We start from the raw sequence: 14,068 nt of genomic DNA, 5'->3' as shown, positions 1-14,068 counted from the left end.
TTGGGCTAGGCGCCGCGACGAGTCATAGCAGGGCTATGGCGAGGAGTGGCAACGCTGCTCAAGCCGAAAAAGCGCCGCCAAAATTGTGCAGGTGACTTCTGAAACACCACACTAGCGTCCCAGCCGCACGGGCAGCTCCTGCGCCAGATGGCGGATCAGTTCGGACAGTCGGCGCGGCACGTGGCGCTGCTGGCGGTGCACCGCATAGATGGCCGCCGCCGAGGCCTCATGATCGGTCAGCAGCGGCACCAGGGCGCCGCTGGCGATCAGCTCGGCCACGTCCCATTCCGATCTCAGGATCAGCCCGTGGCCCTCCAGTGCCAGGCGCACCACCACCTCGCCATCGTTGCTGCTCAGGCTGCCGCGGACCTTCTGGGCGAAATGCTCGCCGTTCCGGGTGAAGCGCCAGACGGCGTAGTCGCCCGCGTCCTGGCGCAGCACCAGGCAGTTGTGCCGCGCCAGGTCGGCCACGCTTTCCGGCACGCCGGCCCGGGCCAGGTAGGCGGGGGCAGCGCAGAGCAGGCGGCGGTTGTCCAGCAGGCGATGGGCGATGACCCGGGCGTCCGGCGGTTCGCCGACGCGGATGTCCAGGTCGAAGGGACCGTCCAGCAGATTCACCGGATGGCTGGAGAGGTACAGGTTGAGCTCAAGTTCGGGATGGCGGCGGGCGAAGTCCGACAGCAGCGGCGCCAGGTGCCGACGGCCGAAGCCGAAGGTGGCGTTGAGATTGAGCACCCCGGCGAGAGGCGCATCGGGTCGGCCGACCGCGGCTTCCAGGTCCTCCAGCTTGGTCAGCAGCGGGCGGGCGCCTTCCAGATAGCGTAGGCCTTCCGGGGTCAGGTCCAGGCGCCGCGTGGTGCGGCGGATCAGCTGCACGCCCAGCCGGCGCTCCAGGGCGGTGAGTCTCTTGCTCACCGCCGCCAGCGACAGACCCAGTTCCCGGGCGGCGGCGGTCAGGCTGGGATGGCCAGCCAGACGGACGAAGAAGGCAAGGTCATCGGTGGACAAGATTCTTGATCCCAGGTTAAGAATGGCTTTCCCTGGAGCGGGATTGTACGCCTCCGGCGCGAGACTACACTGGGTCCATTCCATCCAGACTGCCGGAGAAAGCCCATGCAAGCGTCCAAGCCCCACAAGATCGCGGTCATCGCCGGAGACGGCATCGGCAAGGAAGTCATGCCCGAAGGCATCCGCGTGCTGGACGCCGCCGCCCGCCGCTTCGGTATCGAACTGCAGTGGGACCACTTCGACTTTGCCAGCGCCGAGTACTACCAGGCCCATGGCAAGATGCTGCCGGACGACTGGTTCGAGACGCTCAAGGGTTACGATGCCCTCTACTTCGGCGCCGTCGGCTGGCCGGACGTGGTGCCCGACCACATCTCCCTCTGGGGGTCGCTGCTGCAATTCCGCCGCCGCTTCGACCAGTACGTCAACCTGCGCCCCTGCCGGCTGATGCCCGGGGTCAAGGCGCCCCTGGCCAATCGCCAGCCCGGCGACATCGACTTCTATGTGGTGCGCGAGAACACCGAGGGCGAGTATTCCAGCGTCGGCGGCATCATGTTCGAAGGCACCAAGCGCGAGGTGGTGATCCAGGAAACGGTGATGACCCGTCACGGCACCGACCGCATCCTCAAGTTCGCCTTCGACCTGGCCCAGCAGCGGCCACGCAAGAAGCTGACCTCGGCCACCAAGTCCAATGGTATCGCCATCACCATGCCCTGGTGGGACAGGCGCGTGGAGGAGATGGGCAAGGCCTATCCGGACGTGGCGGTGGACAAGTTCCACATCGACATCCTCACCGCCAACTTCGTCCTGCACCCGGACTGGTTCGACGTGGTGGTGGCCAGCAACCTGTTCGGCGACATCCTCTCCGACCTGGGCCCGGCCTGTACCGGCACCATCGGCATCGCGCCCTCGGCCAACATCAATCCGGAGCGCACCTTCCCCAGCCTGTTCGAGCCGGTGCACGGTTCGGCGCCGGACATCGCCGGGCGGGGCATCGCCAATCCCATCGGCCAGATCTGGTGCGGCGCCATGATGCTGGAGCACCTCGGCCATGCCGAAGCCGGCGCTGCCGTGGTGGCGGCCATCGAGGCCGTGCTGCGCCAGGGGCCGGAGCAGGCGCCCCTGACCCGCGACCTCGGCGGCCAGGGCACCACCGAAAGCCTGGGACAGGCCATCGCCGCGGCCCTGGCCTGAGATGGACGGCCTCTTCGCGGGATTCGAACAGCGGCGGCTGAACGTCGGCGGCGTCGAAATCAATTGCCGCGTCGGCGGCCAGGGACCGGCCCTGCTGCTGCTCCATGGTCATCCCCAGACACTTGTCATGTGGCATAAGGTGGCGCCGCGGCTGGCCGAGCGCTTTACCCTGGTGGCCGCCGACCTGCGCGGCTATGGCGACAGCGCCAAGCCGGACGCGGGTGCCGAGGCGTACAGCAAGCGCACCCTGGCGCAGGACAATGTCGCGCTGATGCGGCTGCTGGGCCACGAGCGCTTCGCCGTGCTGGCCCACGACCGTGGCGCCCGGGTCGCCCATCGCCTGGCACTGGATCATCCCGCGGCGGTGGAGCGGCTGATGCTGCTGGACATCGCGCCGACCCTGGCCATGTATCGGCAGACCGATGAGGCCTTCGCCCGCGCCTATTGGCACTGGTTCTTCCTGATCCGCCCGGCGCCCTTGCCGGAGCGGTTGATCGAAGCCGATCCGGAAGGCTATCTCAAGGGCGTGATGGGTACCCGCAGTGCCGGTCTGGCGCCCTTTCCGCCGGAGGTGCTGGCCGAATACCTGCGCTGCCTGAGCCTGCCCGGCACCGCCCGTGGCATCTGCGAAGACTACCGGGCCAGCGCCGGTATCGACCTGGAGCACGACCAGGCCGATCTGGATGCGGGACGCCGGCTGGAGCTGCCGCTGCGGGTGCTCTGGGGCGCCGAAGGCACCGTCGGGCGCTGCTTCGATCCGCTGGCCGAATGGCGTCAGGTGGCCACTAAGGTCAGTGGTCGCGCCCTTCCAGGCGGCCATTATTTGGCGGAGGAAGTGCCGGACCTGGTGCTGGAAGAGGCCCTGGCTTTTCTAGATTGAATCGGCTGCTGCAAAGGAGTGTTGCGTCTTCTGTCGGTAACAAAGTGTGACGCCATCGAGGTGGAATGGGTCTATTCGTGAAATTTTCGTGAAAAGAGACCTTGATGAACACTCCACTCTTCCCTGCCGCCTGGCAGTGGCGCCGCCTGGCGGTCTGCCAGGGGCTGGCCCTGGGCCTGCTGCTGCTCTGGCTGATTCCTGACGTTCGGAGTCAGTTGCTGGCCTTCGACGCCAGGTTGTTCCACGCCCTCAATGCCCCACTGGCGGAGTCCAGCGCCTGGCTCTATCTCTGGACCTTCTTCAGCCTGAGACCGGTGGATGCCCTGGTCGGCCTGATCCTGCTGGCGCTGCTGGTCCGGGGCGGCTGGGCCTATCCGGCCCGGCAGGTACGGCCGGCGCTGGCGGCCTTCGTCGGCCTGCTGGTGATCCTGCTGATCGTGCGCACCCTGCTGACCAAGGGCATCGAAGCCTGGGGTTTGCAGCATTCCAGTCCGTCCGATGTGCTCACCGGCGCCTATCTGCTCAGCGATCGCTTTCCCGGGCTGGAGCACGGCTGGGAATTGAAGGACAGATCCGGCGCCAGCTTTCCCGGCGACCACGCCTCGGTGCTGCTGCTCTGGGCGCTGTTCATGGCGCATTTCACCCGCGGCGGACGGCGACTGGTAGTGGCCGCGCTGGCCGTGCTGTTCATGCTGCCGCGGCTGGTGGCCGGCGCCCACTGGGGCTCGGATGACTATATCGGCGGTCTGGCGCTGGCCCTGGCCGTCATCAGCCTGGGCCTGCACACGCCGCTGGCGGCCGTCTTCGCTCGTCAGGGTGAGCGCCTGCTGACACCTCCGTTGCGGGGTCTGGGACGGTTGCCGCTGCTGAACCGGCTGAGTCTGCTACGGCCCTAGGTTCTGTACGAAAAATGCCTACGCTCGGTGATGCTTCGTTGAAAAACGCTTCGCCTGACCGTCGCTCGGCGATTTTTAGTACAGAACCTGATATGAGCTAGCCGCGCGGCTGGGCCAGGGCCGGCAGCAATTGCTGGTCGATGGCCTGGCGCACCGCCGGCAGCAGCGCCGCGCTGCCGGACAGCAATTCCTGGATCAGTTGCCGCAGGACCTGGGCGCGTTCCTGGTTGAGGCCCGTCACCGCCTGGCGACAGGCCTCGTCCGCGGTCGCCGCGGGCGTCACGTTGAAACCCAGCGCACGCAGGCGGTCGCGGAAGTCGTCCTGGTCGATCAAGTCGGCGATCATCATGGTGCTGCCCTCTCCGGTGGAATGCCAGGATTCTCCCATTGGTGTCGCAGACGGCAAGCCGGGCTGGCGTCGCCGCATAGCCGGATGTCGTTTTTGGAAAGCGCCTCGCCCTCCGCCCAGGCAATGTAGATTTATTACGACGCCCTGCCCGGACAATCTGCCGCAGGGTCAAGGGCGACGTTCGCCGTTAGAATGACGCCTATCAACGACATTTTCCGGTTGTTCGCCACCAGAGTCGAGCAACCCCCCGGTTACACACTGAGGCCCATCAGGGCGTTTGAACCTCTTCCGTCTCCAGCGGTTGAGGTTTTTTTTTGTCTTTTGCCAGGTCAGCGGTGGGCAGGGTGCCCAATTCGCCAGCGAGAAAGCGCTCCAGGGCCTCGCGCAGGGCCTCGGCCCGCCGACCCTGGGCGCGCAGGGCGCCGTGCAGCAGACCGGCGCCTTGCCACAGTCGGCAGGGCGTCCCGCCGCCACGCAGGGCAGCGGCATAGGCGCGGCCGTGGTCGGCCAGGGGATCGCGCTGGGCCACCGCGACCAGGGTCGGCGCCAACCCGCTGAAATCGCCAGCCTGCAACGGCAGGGCGAGAGGCTCGCGGCGCTCCGCCGGGCGGGGCAGATAGACATCCAGGCACGCCCGCCAGTCGGCGGCGCTCAGCAGCGGCGCCTGGGCCTGCCGGCGTTCGCTGGGCAGCATCCGTGTGGTCAGCGCCGGATAGATCAGTGCCTGGGCCCGCGGCTGGGCACGCCCCTGCTGTCGCAGCGCCAGGCACAGGGCGGCAGCGAGGGTGCCGCCGGCACTGTCGCCGGCCACCGCCAGCCGGGTCGAGTCCAGCCCTAGTGCCGAGGCTTCCCGCTGCAACCAGTCCCAGGCCTGGCAGGCATCGTCCAGGGCGGCGGGATAGGGGTGTTCGGGCGCCAGGCGATAGTCCACCAGCAGCACCGCCAGTCCCAGTCGTCGCGCCAGCCGTGCCGCGAGAAAGCCGTGGGAATCCAGGTCGCCGAGCATCCAGCCGCCGCCGTGCAGATAGAGCAGGGCGGGGCGGTCAGCGGCGGACTCCCGCAGCGCCACCAGCCGCAACGGCACGGCGCCGGCGCGGTGATCGCTGACCGCCAGGCCCCTGTAGTCAGCCGGCGCCAGGGCGGCGCAGAGCCGCGCATAGGCCTGGCGCTGTGCCTGGAGGTCCGGATCGCTGGTGGCGAAGGCCTGGCTGGCCGCGACGAAGGCGGCCATGTCCGCTGACAGCGACGGTGCCTTCATGGCCGGGGCGGAGGCAGGCCGATGACCCGTCCGACATGTTCCGGCCAGGGCGTGTCCCGCTGCGCCGCCAGCTGGGTCGCTAGCCAGTCGTGTACCCGTGGCGCGAAGGGCGCGGAGCGGGGGCCGTCCAGGTGGACGTGCAGCAGCAGCTGCTCGGAGGCGGCCAGCAGGTCGGCCTGGCCCTGGTGATGGAGGCCGAAGTGCAGGTGCAGGCGCTTGGCGTCCAGCGCCAGGAATCTCACCCGCACCTCCAGCTGGGCGTCCGCCTTCACCTCATGGAGGAAGTTGAGGTGGCACTCCAGGGTGAACAGCGAGTGCCCGCTGGCGGCGCGGCCGGCGGCGTCCAGGCCCATGGCGTCCATCAGGGCGTCGCTGGCGTGGCTGAAGATCAGCAAGTAGTAGGCGTCGCGCAGATGGCCGTTGTAGTCGACCCACTCGGGTGCGACCGCGGTGCGATGGATGATCATGACCGCTCCTAGTCCCGAATCCCGTGGCGCGTCTTGCAGTCGGCGATGGCCGCCTGCACCGCCAGCAGGCAGTCGTCGCGATAGCGCTCCAGCGCCGCCAGTTCCAGGTCCCCCTGCTGGGCCTGGGTACCCTTGACCACGGCGTCGATCAGGCCGTCGGTCAGCTCCGGGGCTTCCAGGTAGGTCCAGGGCAGCTTCAGCGCCGGACCGAATTGCTGCATGAAGTGGCGCATGCCCGCCGGGCCGCCGGCCAGGGTGTAGGTGAGGAAGGTGCCCATGAACGACCAGCGCAGGCCGGCGCCATAGCGGATGGCGTCGTCGATCTCGCCGGTGGTGGCGACGCCGTCGTTGACCAGGTGCAGGGCCTCGCGCCAGAGCGCTTCGAGCAGGCGATCGGCGATGAAGCCGGGCACCTCCTTGCGCACCCGCAGCGGTCGCATGCCCAGCTCGCGATAGAAGCCTTCGGCGCGCTCCAGATTGGCCGCTGAGGTCTGGCGGCCACCCACCACCTCCACCAGCGGCAGGAGATAGACCGGATTGAACGGATGGCCCACCAGGCAGCGCTCGGGGTGCAGCGCCTCGGCATAGAAGTCGCTGGGCAGCAGGCCCGAGGTGCTGGAGCAGATCAGGGCGTCGGGCTGGGCCGCGCGACTGACCTGGGCATGCAGTTCGCGCTTGAGCTCCAGGCGTTCGGGGGCGCTTTCCTGGATGACGTCGGCGTTGGCCACTGCGGCGTCCAGGTCGGTATGGAAACTCAGGCGCTCCAGACTGGCACCGGGTGCCAGGCCCTGGGCTTGCAGGGCCGGCCAGGCATTGGCCAGGCGGGTGCGCAGGGCGGCCTCGGCGCCGGGCGCCGGATCCCAGGCGCGGACATCCAGGCCCCGGGCCAGGGCGCGGGCGATCCAGCCGGCGCCGATCACGCCGGTGCCGAGAGCGGCGAAGACGGCGCTCATCGGGCACCTCCCAGCTGCATCCGGTCCCGCCCTTCGGCCGGGCTCAGGGCACGTCCGCCCAGCCGCTCGATGATCTGGATGACCCGCTCCACCAGGCTGCCGTTGGTGGCGTGGACGCCGCGGTCCAGCCAGAGATTGTCTTCCAGGCCGACGCGGACGTTGCCGCCCAGCAGCATGGCCTGGGCGGCCATGGGCATCTGCATTCGGCCGATGCCGAAGCCGGCCCAGCAGGCGCCCGCCGGCAGGTTGTCGACCATGGCCTTCATGGTGGTGGTATCGGCCGGCGCGCCCCAGGGAATGCCCAGGCACAGCTGGAACAGCGGATCCTTCAGCAGCCCCTCCTTGAGCAGCTGCTTGGCGAACCAGAGGTGGCCGGTGTCGAAGATCTCCAGCTCGGCCTTCACCCCCAGTTCGGTGATGCGCCTGGCCCCGGCGCGCAGTTGCGCGGGGGTGGACACATAGATGAAGTCGCCGTCGCCGAAGTTGAGGGTGCCGCAATCCAGGGTGCAGATGTCCGGGCGCAATTCCTCGACATGCAGCAGGCGGGTAAGGGGGCCGACCAGGTCCGAGCCGGGCCCGAAGTCGGTGGGCGTCTCGCCTGGCCCTATCTCCAGGTCGCCGCCCATGCCGGCGGTGAGGTTGATGACGATCTCGGCGTCCGCCTCGCGGATGCGCTCGACCACCTCGCGATAGAGGGCCACATCGCGACTCGGCTTGCCGGTGGCGGGGTCGCGCACATGGGCGTGCACCACGGTGGCGCCGGCGCGGGCCGCTTCCAGGGCGGCGGCGGCGATCTGCGCCGGGGTAACGGGGACATGGGGATTGCGGCCTACGGTATCACCGGCGCCGGTCAGGGCGCAGGTGACGATGACATCGGTGTTCATGGGGTCTGTCCTTGGGCGATCAGAGCTTGAGAGCAGCGGCGGGCTGGCCGGTACGGGTGGTCACGCCCTGGAGAAAGGCGTCGAGGCGTTGCGGGTGGTCCTTGAGCCAGGCGCGGGCGGCGTCCTTGGGCGCGGTGCGCTCCAGGATGGGCGCCATCACGGCACTCACCTCGGTACTGTCCATGTGCAGATTGCCGAGCAGGCGCTGGACGTTGGCGCAGCGCTGCGGATAGTCGGCGGTGGTGACCACCGAGACCGTGGCCTGGCCTTCGTTGGGGCCGAAGACGTCTTCGCTGCCGGTCAGGTAGCGCATCTTGATCTGCAGGTTCATCGGGTGCGGCTTCCAGCCGAAGAACACGATCCACTCCTTGCGCTTCTCGGCGCGGCGCACGGCGGTGAGCATGCCCGCCTCGCTGGACTCCACCAGCTGGAAGTCCTTGAGGCCGAAGCGGTCGGTCTTGATCATCTCGGCGGTGCCACGGTTGGCGCCGCTGCCCGGCTCGATGCCGTAGATCTTGCCGCCGAGCTTGTCCTTGAAGCGGGCGATGTCGGCAAAGGTCTTCAGGCCTCCCTCGTAAACGTACTCGGGTACCGCAAAGGTGGACTGGGCATCGGCCAGCAGCGGCGGGGTCAGCACCTTGACCTGGCCCTTGTCGACGAAGGGCTGCACCACCGGGTGCATGGTTGGCTGCCAGTAGCCGAGGAACACGTCCAGATTCTTGTCACCCATGGCCGCCATGATGATCTGCTGGGAGGCGGTGGTCGGCTTCACGCCGTAGCCGAGGCCTTCGAGCATGACCTCGGCCAGGGCACTGGTGGCGACTACGTCGGTCCAGCCGACAATGCCCATCCGCACGGTCTGGCAGCTGTCGGGATCGGCGGCGCGGGCGCTGCCGAGGGTGGCGGCCAGCAGGCCGCAGGCGAGGAGGGTGGTGCTAAGGGTCTTGTTGGGCATGGCGAACTCCCTGGGGCGGCGGGCGGGGATGACTGCCGGTTGCCTTCTACCCTAGGCGCCTCGCCCCGCGGTCATGTGCAGCCCGACGACCGGAATTTGCACCCTGGCGACCTTCTTGCTTGCACAAGCCAATCGTTACCAGGGACGCTCCACCCATGCCGCAGTCCTTTGCCTTTCTCCTGTTGCCCGGCTTTTCCGCCCTGGGCTTCATCGCCACCCTGGAACCCCTGCGGGTAGCCAATCGCTTTCGTCCGGGCAGCTATGGCTGGCGCATCCTCGGTCGCGAGGGCGCGGCGGTGACCGCCAGCAACGGCATGTCGGTCAATGTTGACGGCGGCCTCGACGCCCTGGAGCCGGGCACCACCCTGTTCGTGGTGGCCGGTTTCGAGCCCCTGGCCCATTACGACGACGGCCTCGCCAGCTGGCTGCGCCAGGTCGCCCGCCACGGCCATCCCCTGGGTGGCATCGACACCGGTGCCCTGGTGCTGGCCCGCGCCGGGCTGCTGGACGGGCACCGGATCACCCTGCACTGGGAGGCGGTGGCGGCCTTTCGCGAAGCCTGGCCGCAACTGGAAGTGACCGGCGAGCTGTTCGAGATCGACCGCGGTCGCATCACCTGCGCCGGCGGCACCGCCAGTCTCGACCTGCTGCTGGAGCTGATCGGCCGCAGCCACGGCAGCGCACTGGCGGTGCAGGTCTCCGAGCAATTCGTACTCGGGCGCATCCGCCCGCCGCGCGAGCACCAGCGGCTGCAGGTGGCGCAGCGCTACGGCATCGCCAACCGCAAGCTGATCCGGGTGGTGGAGCGCATGGAGCGCCATACCGAGACGCCCCTGGGCACCCTGGAACTGGCCGCCGGCATCCAGGTGACCCGCCGCCAGCTGGAGCGGCTGTTCCGCCTCCATCTGCAGACCACCCCATCCACCTTCTATCTGCAACTGCGCCTGGACCGGGCGCGCCAGCTGCTGCAGCAGGGCGAGGCCAGCGTGCTGGACGTCGCCCTGGCCTGCGGCTTCGAGTCCGCCTCCTATTTCTCCCGCTGCTACCGCCAGCGCTTCGGCCTGAGTCCGCGGGAAGACCGGCCGCACCGGTCGTCGGCGCCGGAGCTTGCGGTGGCGGTCGCCGGCCTGCCGCCGGGGTAGGCCGACCCGGTCACTGACGCTTCTGGTGATACCCCTGTCGTTTTTGCATCCGGTCGGCCAGGACCCCGGGGCTATGCTGGCCTCGAATCGCCGGCACCCGTTCCGGCGCGAGACCAACGCCGGAGCCTGTCATGAATGCCACCGAACTCCACGCCGACAGCATCGTCATCGACGGGCTGATCATCGCCAAGTGGAACCGCGAACTCTTCGAAGACATGCGCAAGGGTGGCCTGACCGCCGCCAACTGCACCGTCTCGGTATGGGAGGGCTTCCAGGCGACGGTCAACAACATCGCGGCGAGCCAGAAGCTGATCCGCGAGTGCAGCGATCTGGTGGTCCAGGTGCGCACCACCGCCGAGATCCGCCAGGCCAAGGCCCAGGGCAAGACCGGCATCCTGTTCGGCTTCCAGAACGCCCATGCCTTCGAAGACCAGATCGGCTACGTCGAGATCTTCAAGCAGCTCGGCGTGGGCATCGTGCAGATGTGCTACAACACCCAGAACCTGGTGGGCACCGGCTGCTACGAGCGCGACGGCGGTCTGTCCGGCTTCGGTCGCGAGATCGTCGCCGAGATGAACCGCGTCGGCATCATGTGCGACCTCTCCCACGTCGGCTCCAAGACCAGCGAGGAGGTCATCCTCGAATCCAAGAAGCCGGTCTGCTACTCCCACTGCCTGCCGTCCGGCCTGAAGGAGCATCCGCGCAACAAGTCGGACGCGGAACTCAAGTTCATCGCCGACCACGGCGGCTTCGTCGGCGTGACCATGTTCGCCCCCTTCCTGGCCAAGGGCATCGACTCGACCATCGACGACTACGCCGAAGCCATCGAGTACGTGATGAACCTGGTGGGCGAAGACGCCATCGGCATCGGCACCGACTTCACCCAGGGCCACGGCCATGACTTCTTCGAGTGGCTGACCCACGACAAGGGCTACGCCCGTCGCCTGACCAGCTTCGGCAAGATCGTCAACCCGCTGGGCATCCGCACCGTGGGCGAATTCCCCAACCTGACCGAGACCCTGCTCAAGCGCGGCATGCCCGAGCGCACCGTGCGCAAGGTCATGGGCGAGAACTGGATGCGCATCCTCGGCGAAGTCTGGGGCGAGTAGTGAATACCTCTGGAGCCTACTGCGCACACCGCTAGCGGCGTCGCGTCCTCGCGCCAGGTTCGCCGTACCTCGGTACTGCTCTCACCTGGCGCTGCGGGGCTCCTTGCCAGCGGCGCGCTCGCTACGGCTCCACAGGCTTTCACCCACACCTTTTTTTAGATACGTATTAGCGAATCGGAGCTCCACACATGGCCAGCCACGCCCCCGAAATGCCCATCCAGGTCGACGACGAAACCGGCGTCTGGACCACCGACGCCCTGCCGATGCTGTACGTACCCCGGCACTTCTTCGTCAACAACCACATGGGCATCGAAGAAGTCCTGGGCGCCGACAAGTACGCCGAGATCCTCTACAAGGCCGGCTACAAGTCCGCCTGGCACTGGTGCGAGAAGGAAGCCGAATGCCATGGCATCCACGGCGCCGCGGTGTTCGAGCACTACATGAAGCGCCTGTCGCAGCGCGGTTGGGGGCTGTTCGAGACCCAGAAGCTCGACCTGGACACCGGCTACGCCGAGGTCAAGCTCAAGCATTCCGCCTTCGTCTACGTCTACGGCAAGGTCAATCGCAAGGTGGACTACATGTTCACCGGCTGGTTCTCCGGCGCCATCGACCAGATCCTGGCCGCCAAGGGCAGTGCCATCCGCACCGTCACCGTCCAGGAATACAGCGGTTCCGAAGAAGGCCACGACGACGGCCTGTTCGTCACCCGGCCGAAGTAACGCCGCGCCCCCGGGTGGCCGCCGACCCGCTCGCCGCCACCCGAGCGACACCCCAGAGCAAGAGCGCGGCTCAAGACCGCGCACCAGCCGATCGAGGAGAAGGTCATGGCCTTCGAAGCAATGTTCCAGCCGATCCAGATCGGCAAGCTCACCATCCGCAACCGTGTACTCTCCACGGCCCACGCCGAGGTCTATGCCACCGACGGCGGCATGACCACCGAGAGATACGTCAAGTATTACGAAGAGAAGGCCAAGGGCGGCATCGGCCTGGCCATCTGCGGGGGTTCCTCGGTGGTCGCCATCGACAGCCCGCAGCACTGGTGGAGTTCGGTCAACCTCTCCACCGACCGCATCATTCCGCACTTCCAGAATCTGGCCGATGCCATGCACAAGCACGGCGCCAAGATCATGATTCAGATCACCCACATGGGGCGCCGCTCGCGCTGGGACGGCGGCCACTGGCCGACCCTGATGTCGCCGTCGGGCATCCGCGAGCCCGTGCACCGCGCCACCTGCAAGACCATCGAGCCGGAAGAGATCTGGCGGGTGATCGGCAACTTCGCCCAGGCCGCGCGCCGGGCCAAGGCCGGTGGCCTGGACGGCGTCGAGCTGTCCGCCGTGCACCAGCACATGATCGACCAGTTCTGGTCGCCGCGGGTCAACAAGCGCACCGACGAATGGGGCGGCAGCTTCGAGAACCGCATGAGATTCGGCATGGAGGTGCTCAAGGCCGTGCGCGCCGAGGTCGGTGACGACTTCTGCGTCGGCATGCGCATCACCGGCGACGAATTCCACCCGGACGGTCTGTCCCACGACGACATGAAGCAGATCGCCAAGTACTACAGCGACACCGGCATGCTCGACTTCATCGGCGTGGTTGGCTCGGGTTGCGACACCCACAACACCCTGGCCAACGTCATCCCCAACATGACCTATCCGCCGGAGCCCTTCCTGCACCTGGCGGCGGGCATCAAGGAAGTGGTCAACGTGCCGGTGCTGCACGCCCAGAACATCAAGGACCCGAACCAGGCCACCCGCATCCTGGAGGGCGGTTACGTCGACATGGTCGGCATGACCCGCGCCCACATCGCCGATCCGCACCTGATCACCAAGATCAAGATGGGCCAGATCGACCAGATCCGTCAGTGCGTCGGCGCCAACTACTGCATCGACCGTCAGTACAACGGCCTGGACGTACTGTGCATCCAGAACGCCGCCACCAGCCGCGAATACATGGGCCTGCCGCACATCATCGAGAAGTCCACCGGGCCCAAGCGCAAGGTGGTCATCGTCGGCGGCGGTCCGGCCGGCATGGAAGCCGCGCGCGTCTCCGCCGAGCGTGGCCATGACGTCACCCTGTTCGAGAAGCAGGAGCAACTCGGCGGCCAGATCACCCTGGCCTCCCGCGCCCCGCAGCGCGACCAGATCGCCGGCATCACCCGCTGGTACCAGCTGGAGCTGACGCGCCTGGGCATCGACCTGCGCCTGGGCACCGCTGCCGATCCGGCGACCATCCTCGACCTGCGCCCGGACATCGTCATCCTGGCCAACGGCGGCCATCCCTTCCTGGAGCAGGTCGACCACTGGCACGCCGCCGACGGCCTGGTCGTCAGCAGCTGGGACATCCTCTCGGGCAAGGTCGAGCCGGGCAAGAACGTGCTGGTGTACGACACCATCTGCGAATTCACCGGCATGTCGGTGGCCGACTACCTGGCCGACAAGGGCGCCCAGGTCGAGATCGTCACCGACGACATCAAGCCGGGCGTGGCCATCGGTGGGACCACCTTCCCGACCTACTACCGCAGCCTCTATCCCAAGGAAGTGATCATGACCGGCGACCTGATGCTGGAAAAGGTCTACGCCGAGGGCGACAAGAAGATCGCGGTACTGGAGAACGAATACACCGGCGCCCGCGAGGAGCGCGTGGTCGACCAGATCGTCATCGAGAACGGCGTACGCCCGGACGAGGGGCTCTACTACGCCCTCAAGGAAGACTCGCGCAACAAGGGCCAGATGGACATCGAGGCGCTGTTCGCCATCGAACCGCAGCCAGCGCTCGGCGAGACCGGCAATGGCTACCTGCTCTACCGGATCGGCGACTGCGTGGCCCAGCGCAATACCCACGCCGCCATCTACGACGCCCTGCGCCTGTGCAAGGACTTCTAAGACACGCCCCGTGAGGGTTCGCAACGTCCGGTCGGCACGGACAGCCCCCTCTCCCTGAGGGAGAGGGCGGGGGTGAGGGGCCTCGCTGACG

General features: G+C 67.6%; 14 protein-coding genes. 7 read left to right on the top strand and 7 right to left on the bottom strand.

Translation table 11 applies throughout. The annotated features are described in order from the left end of the window. Window positions 1–111: 111 nt before the first annotated feature. A complete protein-coding gene (locus tag GSQ95_RS06795) occupies window positions 112–1,008 on the bottom strand; it encodes a LysR family transcriptional regulator (protein ID WP_158890004.1) in 897 nt (298 codons plus the stop codon). Window positions 1,009–1,113: 105 nt separating this feature from the next. On the opposite strand from GSQ95_RS06795, the gene GSQ95_RS06790 reads away from it, so the two are divergent. From GSQ95_RS06790 to GSQ95_RS06780, 3 genes are all read left to right on the top strand, one after another. Beyond that, window positions 1,114–2,199 carry a tartrate dehydrogenase gene (locus GSQ95_RS06790; RefSeq protein WP_158890002.1) on the top strand — a complete coding sequence of 362 codons (1,086 nt, stop codon included), beginning with the start codon at window positions 1,114–1,116 and terminating at the stop codon, window positions 2,197–2,199. 1 nt (window position 2,200) lies between these two features. Then, on the top strand, window positions 2,201–3,079 hold the full coding sequence (locus tag GSQ95_RS06785; RefSeq protein WP_158890000.1) for an alpha/beta fold hydrolase: 879 nt from the start codon (window positions 2,201–2,203) through the stop codon (window positions 3,077–3,079). 104 nt (window positions 3,080–3,183) lie between these two features. Next, window positions 3,184–3,975, top strand: coding sequence for a phosphatase PAP2 family protein (locus GSQ95_RS06780; protein ID WP_158889998.1), 792 nt, complete (start codon window positions 3,184–3,186; stop codon window positions 3,973–3,975). A gap of 97 nt (window positions 3,976–4,072) precedes the next feature. Here the strand turns inward: GSQ95_RS06780 and GSQ95_RS06775 are convergent, their stop codons facing one another. The 6 genes from GSQ95_RS06775 to choX all read right to left on the bottom strand — a co-directional run bounded on the left by GSQ95_RS06775 (window position 4,073) and on the right by choX (window position 8,841). After that, entirely contained in the window at window positions 4,073–4,324 is a 252-nt protein-coding gene (locus GSQ95_RS06775) for a hypothetical protein (RefSeq protein WP_158889996.1), read from the bottom strand. A gap of 268 nt (window positions 4,325–4,592) precedes the next feature. After that, the gene (locus GSQ95_RS06770; RefSeq protein ID WP_256664487.1) at window positions 4,593–5,582 is read right to left on the bottom strand and encodes an alpha/beta hydrolase; all 990 of its coding nucleotides are present in this window, start codon (window positions 5,580–5,582) and stop codon (window positions 4,593–4,595) included. Further along, complete coding sequence (locus GSQ95_RS06765; protein WP_158889994.1) at window positions 5,579–6,049, bottom strand: thioesterase family protein; 471 nt, start codon at window positions 6,047–6,049, stop codon at window positions 5,579–5,581. Before GSQ95_RS06765 ends, GSQ95_RS06770 begins: the two co-directional genes overlap by 4 nt. 8 nt (window positions 6,050–6,057) lie before the next feature. Further along, window positions 6,058–7,002, bottom strand: a complete 945-nt coding sequence (locus tag GSQ95_RS06760; RefSeq protein WP_158889992.1) for an L-carnitine dehydrogenase — start codon at window positions 7,000–7,002, stop codon at window positions 6,058–6,060. Beyond that, complete coding sequence (locus tag GSQ95_RS06755) at window positions 6,999–7,886, bottom strand: 3-keto-5-aminohexanoate cleavage protein (protein ID WP_058791816.1); 888 nt, start codon at window positions 7,884–7,886, stop codon at window positions 6,999–7,001. The genes GSQ95_RS06760 and GSQ95_RS06755 overlap by 4 nt, the downstream gene beginning before the upstream one ends. A gap of 19 nt (window positions 7,887–7,905) precedes the next feature. Further along, the gene (choX, locus tag GSQ95_RS06750) at window positions 7,906–8,841 is read right to left on the bottom strand and encodes a choline ABC transporter substrate-binding protein (protein ID WP_158889990.1); all 936 of its coding nucleotides are present in this window, start codon (window positions 8,839–8,841) and stop codon (window positions 7,906–7,908) included. Window positions 8,842–8,996: 155 nt separating this feature from the next. On the opposite strand from choX, the gene GSQ95_RS06745 reads away from it, so the two are divergent. The 4 genes from GSQ95_RS06745 (at window position 8,997) to dgcA (ending at window position 13,977) form a co-directional block, all read left to right on the top strand. Next, complete coding sequence (locus GSQ95_RS06745) at window positions 8,997–9,983, top strand: GlxA family transcriptional regulator (protein ID WP_133860318.1); 987 nt, start codon at window positions 8,997–8,999, stop codon at window positions 9,981–9,983. A 131-nt stretch (window positions 9,984–10,114) separates the two neighbouring features. Further along, window positions 10,115–11,092 carry a dipeptidase gene (locus GSQ95_RS06740; RefSeq protein ID WP_017641587.1) on the top strand — a complete coding sequence of 326 codons (978 nt, stop codon included), beginning with the start codon at window positions 10,115–10,117 and terminating at the stop codon, window positions 11,090–11,092. Between the two features lie 188 nt (window positions 11,093–11,280). Next, the gene (locus GSQ95_RS06735; protein WP_007160248.1) at window positions 11,281–11,811 is read left to right on the top strand and encodes a DUF5943 domain-containing protein; all 531 of its coding nucleotides are present in this window, start codon (window positions 11,281–11,283) and stop codon (window positions 11,809–11,811) included. Between the two features lie 105 nt (window positions 11,812–11,916). Further along, window positions 11,917–13,977 (top strand): dimethylglycine demethylation protein DgcA, encoded by a 2,061-nt coding sequence (gene dgcA, locus GSQ95_RS06730; protein WP_158889988.1) that lies wholly within the window; start codon window positions 11,917–11,919, stop codon window positions 13,975–13,977. Window positions 13,978–14,068: the final 91 nt, after the last annotated feature.

The sequence above is a fragment of the Pseudomonas sp. BAV 4579 genome, assembly GCF_009765395.1.
GTDB lineage: Bacteria > Pseudomonadota > Gammaproteobacteria > Pseudomonadales > Pseudomonadaceae > Chryseomonas > Chryseomonas aestiva.
Note: the sequence above shows the minus strand (reverse complement) of the source record. Positions and strands in the feature narration are given on the sequence as shown.

Excerpts from the sequence above, each read along its gene's own strand:
- GSQ95_RS06740 (WP_017641587.1), top strand. The coding sequence starts at position 10,115 with ATGAATGCCACCGAACTCCACGCCGACAGCATCGTCATCGACGGGCTG.
- GSQ95_RS06790 (WP_158890002.1), top strand. The coding sequence starts at position 1,114 with ATGCAAGCGTCCAAGCCCCACAAGATCGCGGTCATCGCCGGAGACGGC.
- dgcA (WP_158889988.1), top strand. The coding sequence starts at position 11,917 with ATGGCCTTCGAAGCAATGTTCCAGCCGATCCAGATCGGCAAGCTCACC.
- GSQ95_RS06735 (WP_007160248.1), top strand. The coding sequence starts at position 11,281 with ATGGCCAGCCACGCCCCCGAAATGCCCATCCAGGTCGACGACGAAACC.
- GSQ95_RS06775 (WP_158889996.1), bottom strand. The coding sequence starts at position 4,324 with ATGATGATCGCCGACTTGATCGACCAGGACGACTTCCGCGACCGCCTG.
- GSQ95_RS06765 (WP_158889994.1), bottom strand. The coding sequence starts at position 6,049 with ATGATCATCCATCGCACCGCGGTCGCACCCGAGTGGGTCGACTACAAC.
- choX (WP_158889990.1), bottom strand. The coding sequence starts at position 8,841 with ATGCCCAACAAGACCCTTAGCACCACCCTCCTCGCCTGCGGCCTGCTG.
- GSQ95_RS06745 (WP_133860318.1), top strand. The coding sequence starts at position 8,997 with ATGCCGCAGTCCTTTGCCTTTCTCCTGTTGCCCGGCTTTTCCGCCCTG.
- GSQ95_RS06785 (WP_158890000.1), top strand. The coding sequence starts at position 2,201 with ATGGACGGCCTCTTCGCGGGATTCGAACAGCGGCGGCTGAACGTCGGC.
- GSQ95_RS06755 (WP_058791816.1), bottom strand. The coding sequence starts at position 7,886 with ATGAACACCGATGTCATCGTCACCTGCGCCCTGACCGGCGCCGGTGAT.
- GSQ95_RS06770 (WP_256664487.1), bottom strand. The coding sequence starts at position 5,582 with ATGAAGGCACCGTCGCTGTCAGCGGACATGGCCGCCTTCGTCGCGGCC.
- GSQ95_RS06780 (WP_158889998.1), top strand. The coding sequence starts at position 3,184 with ATGAACACTCCACTCTTCCCTGCCGCCTGGCAGTGGCGCCGCCTGGCG.
- GSQ95_RS06760 (WP_158889992.1), bottom strand. The coding sequence starts at position 7,002 with ATGAGCGCCGTCTTCGCCGCTCTCGGCACCGGCGTGATCGGCGCCGGC.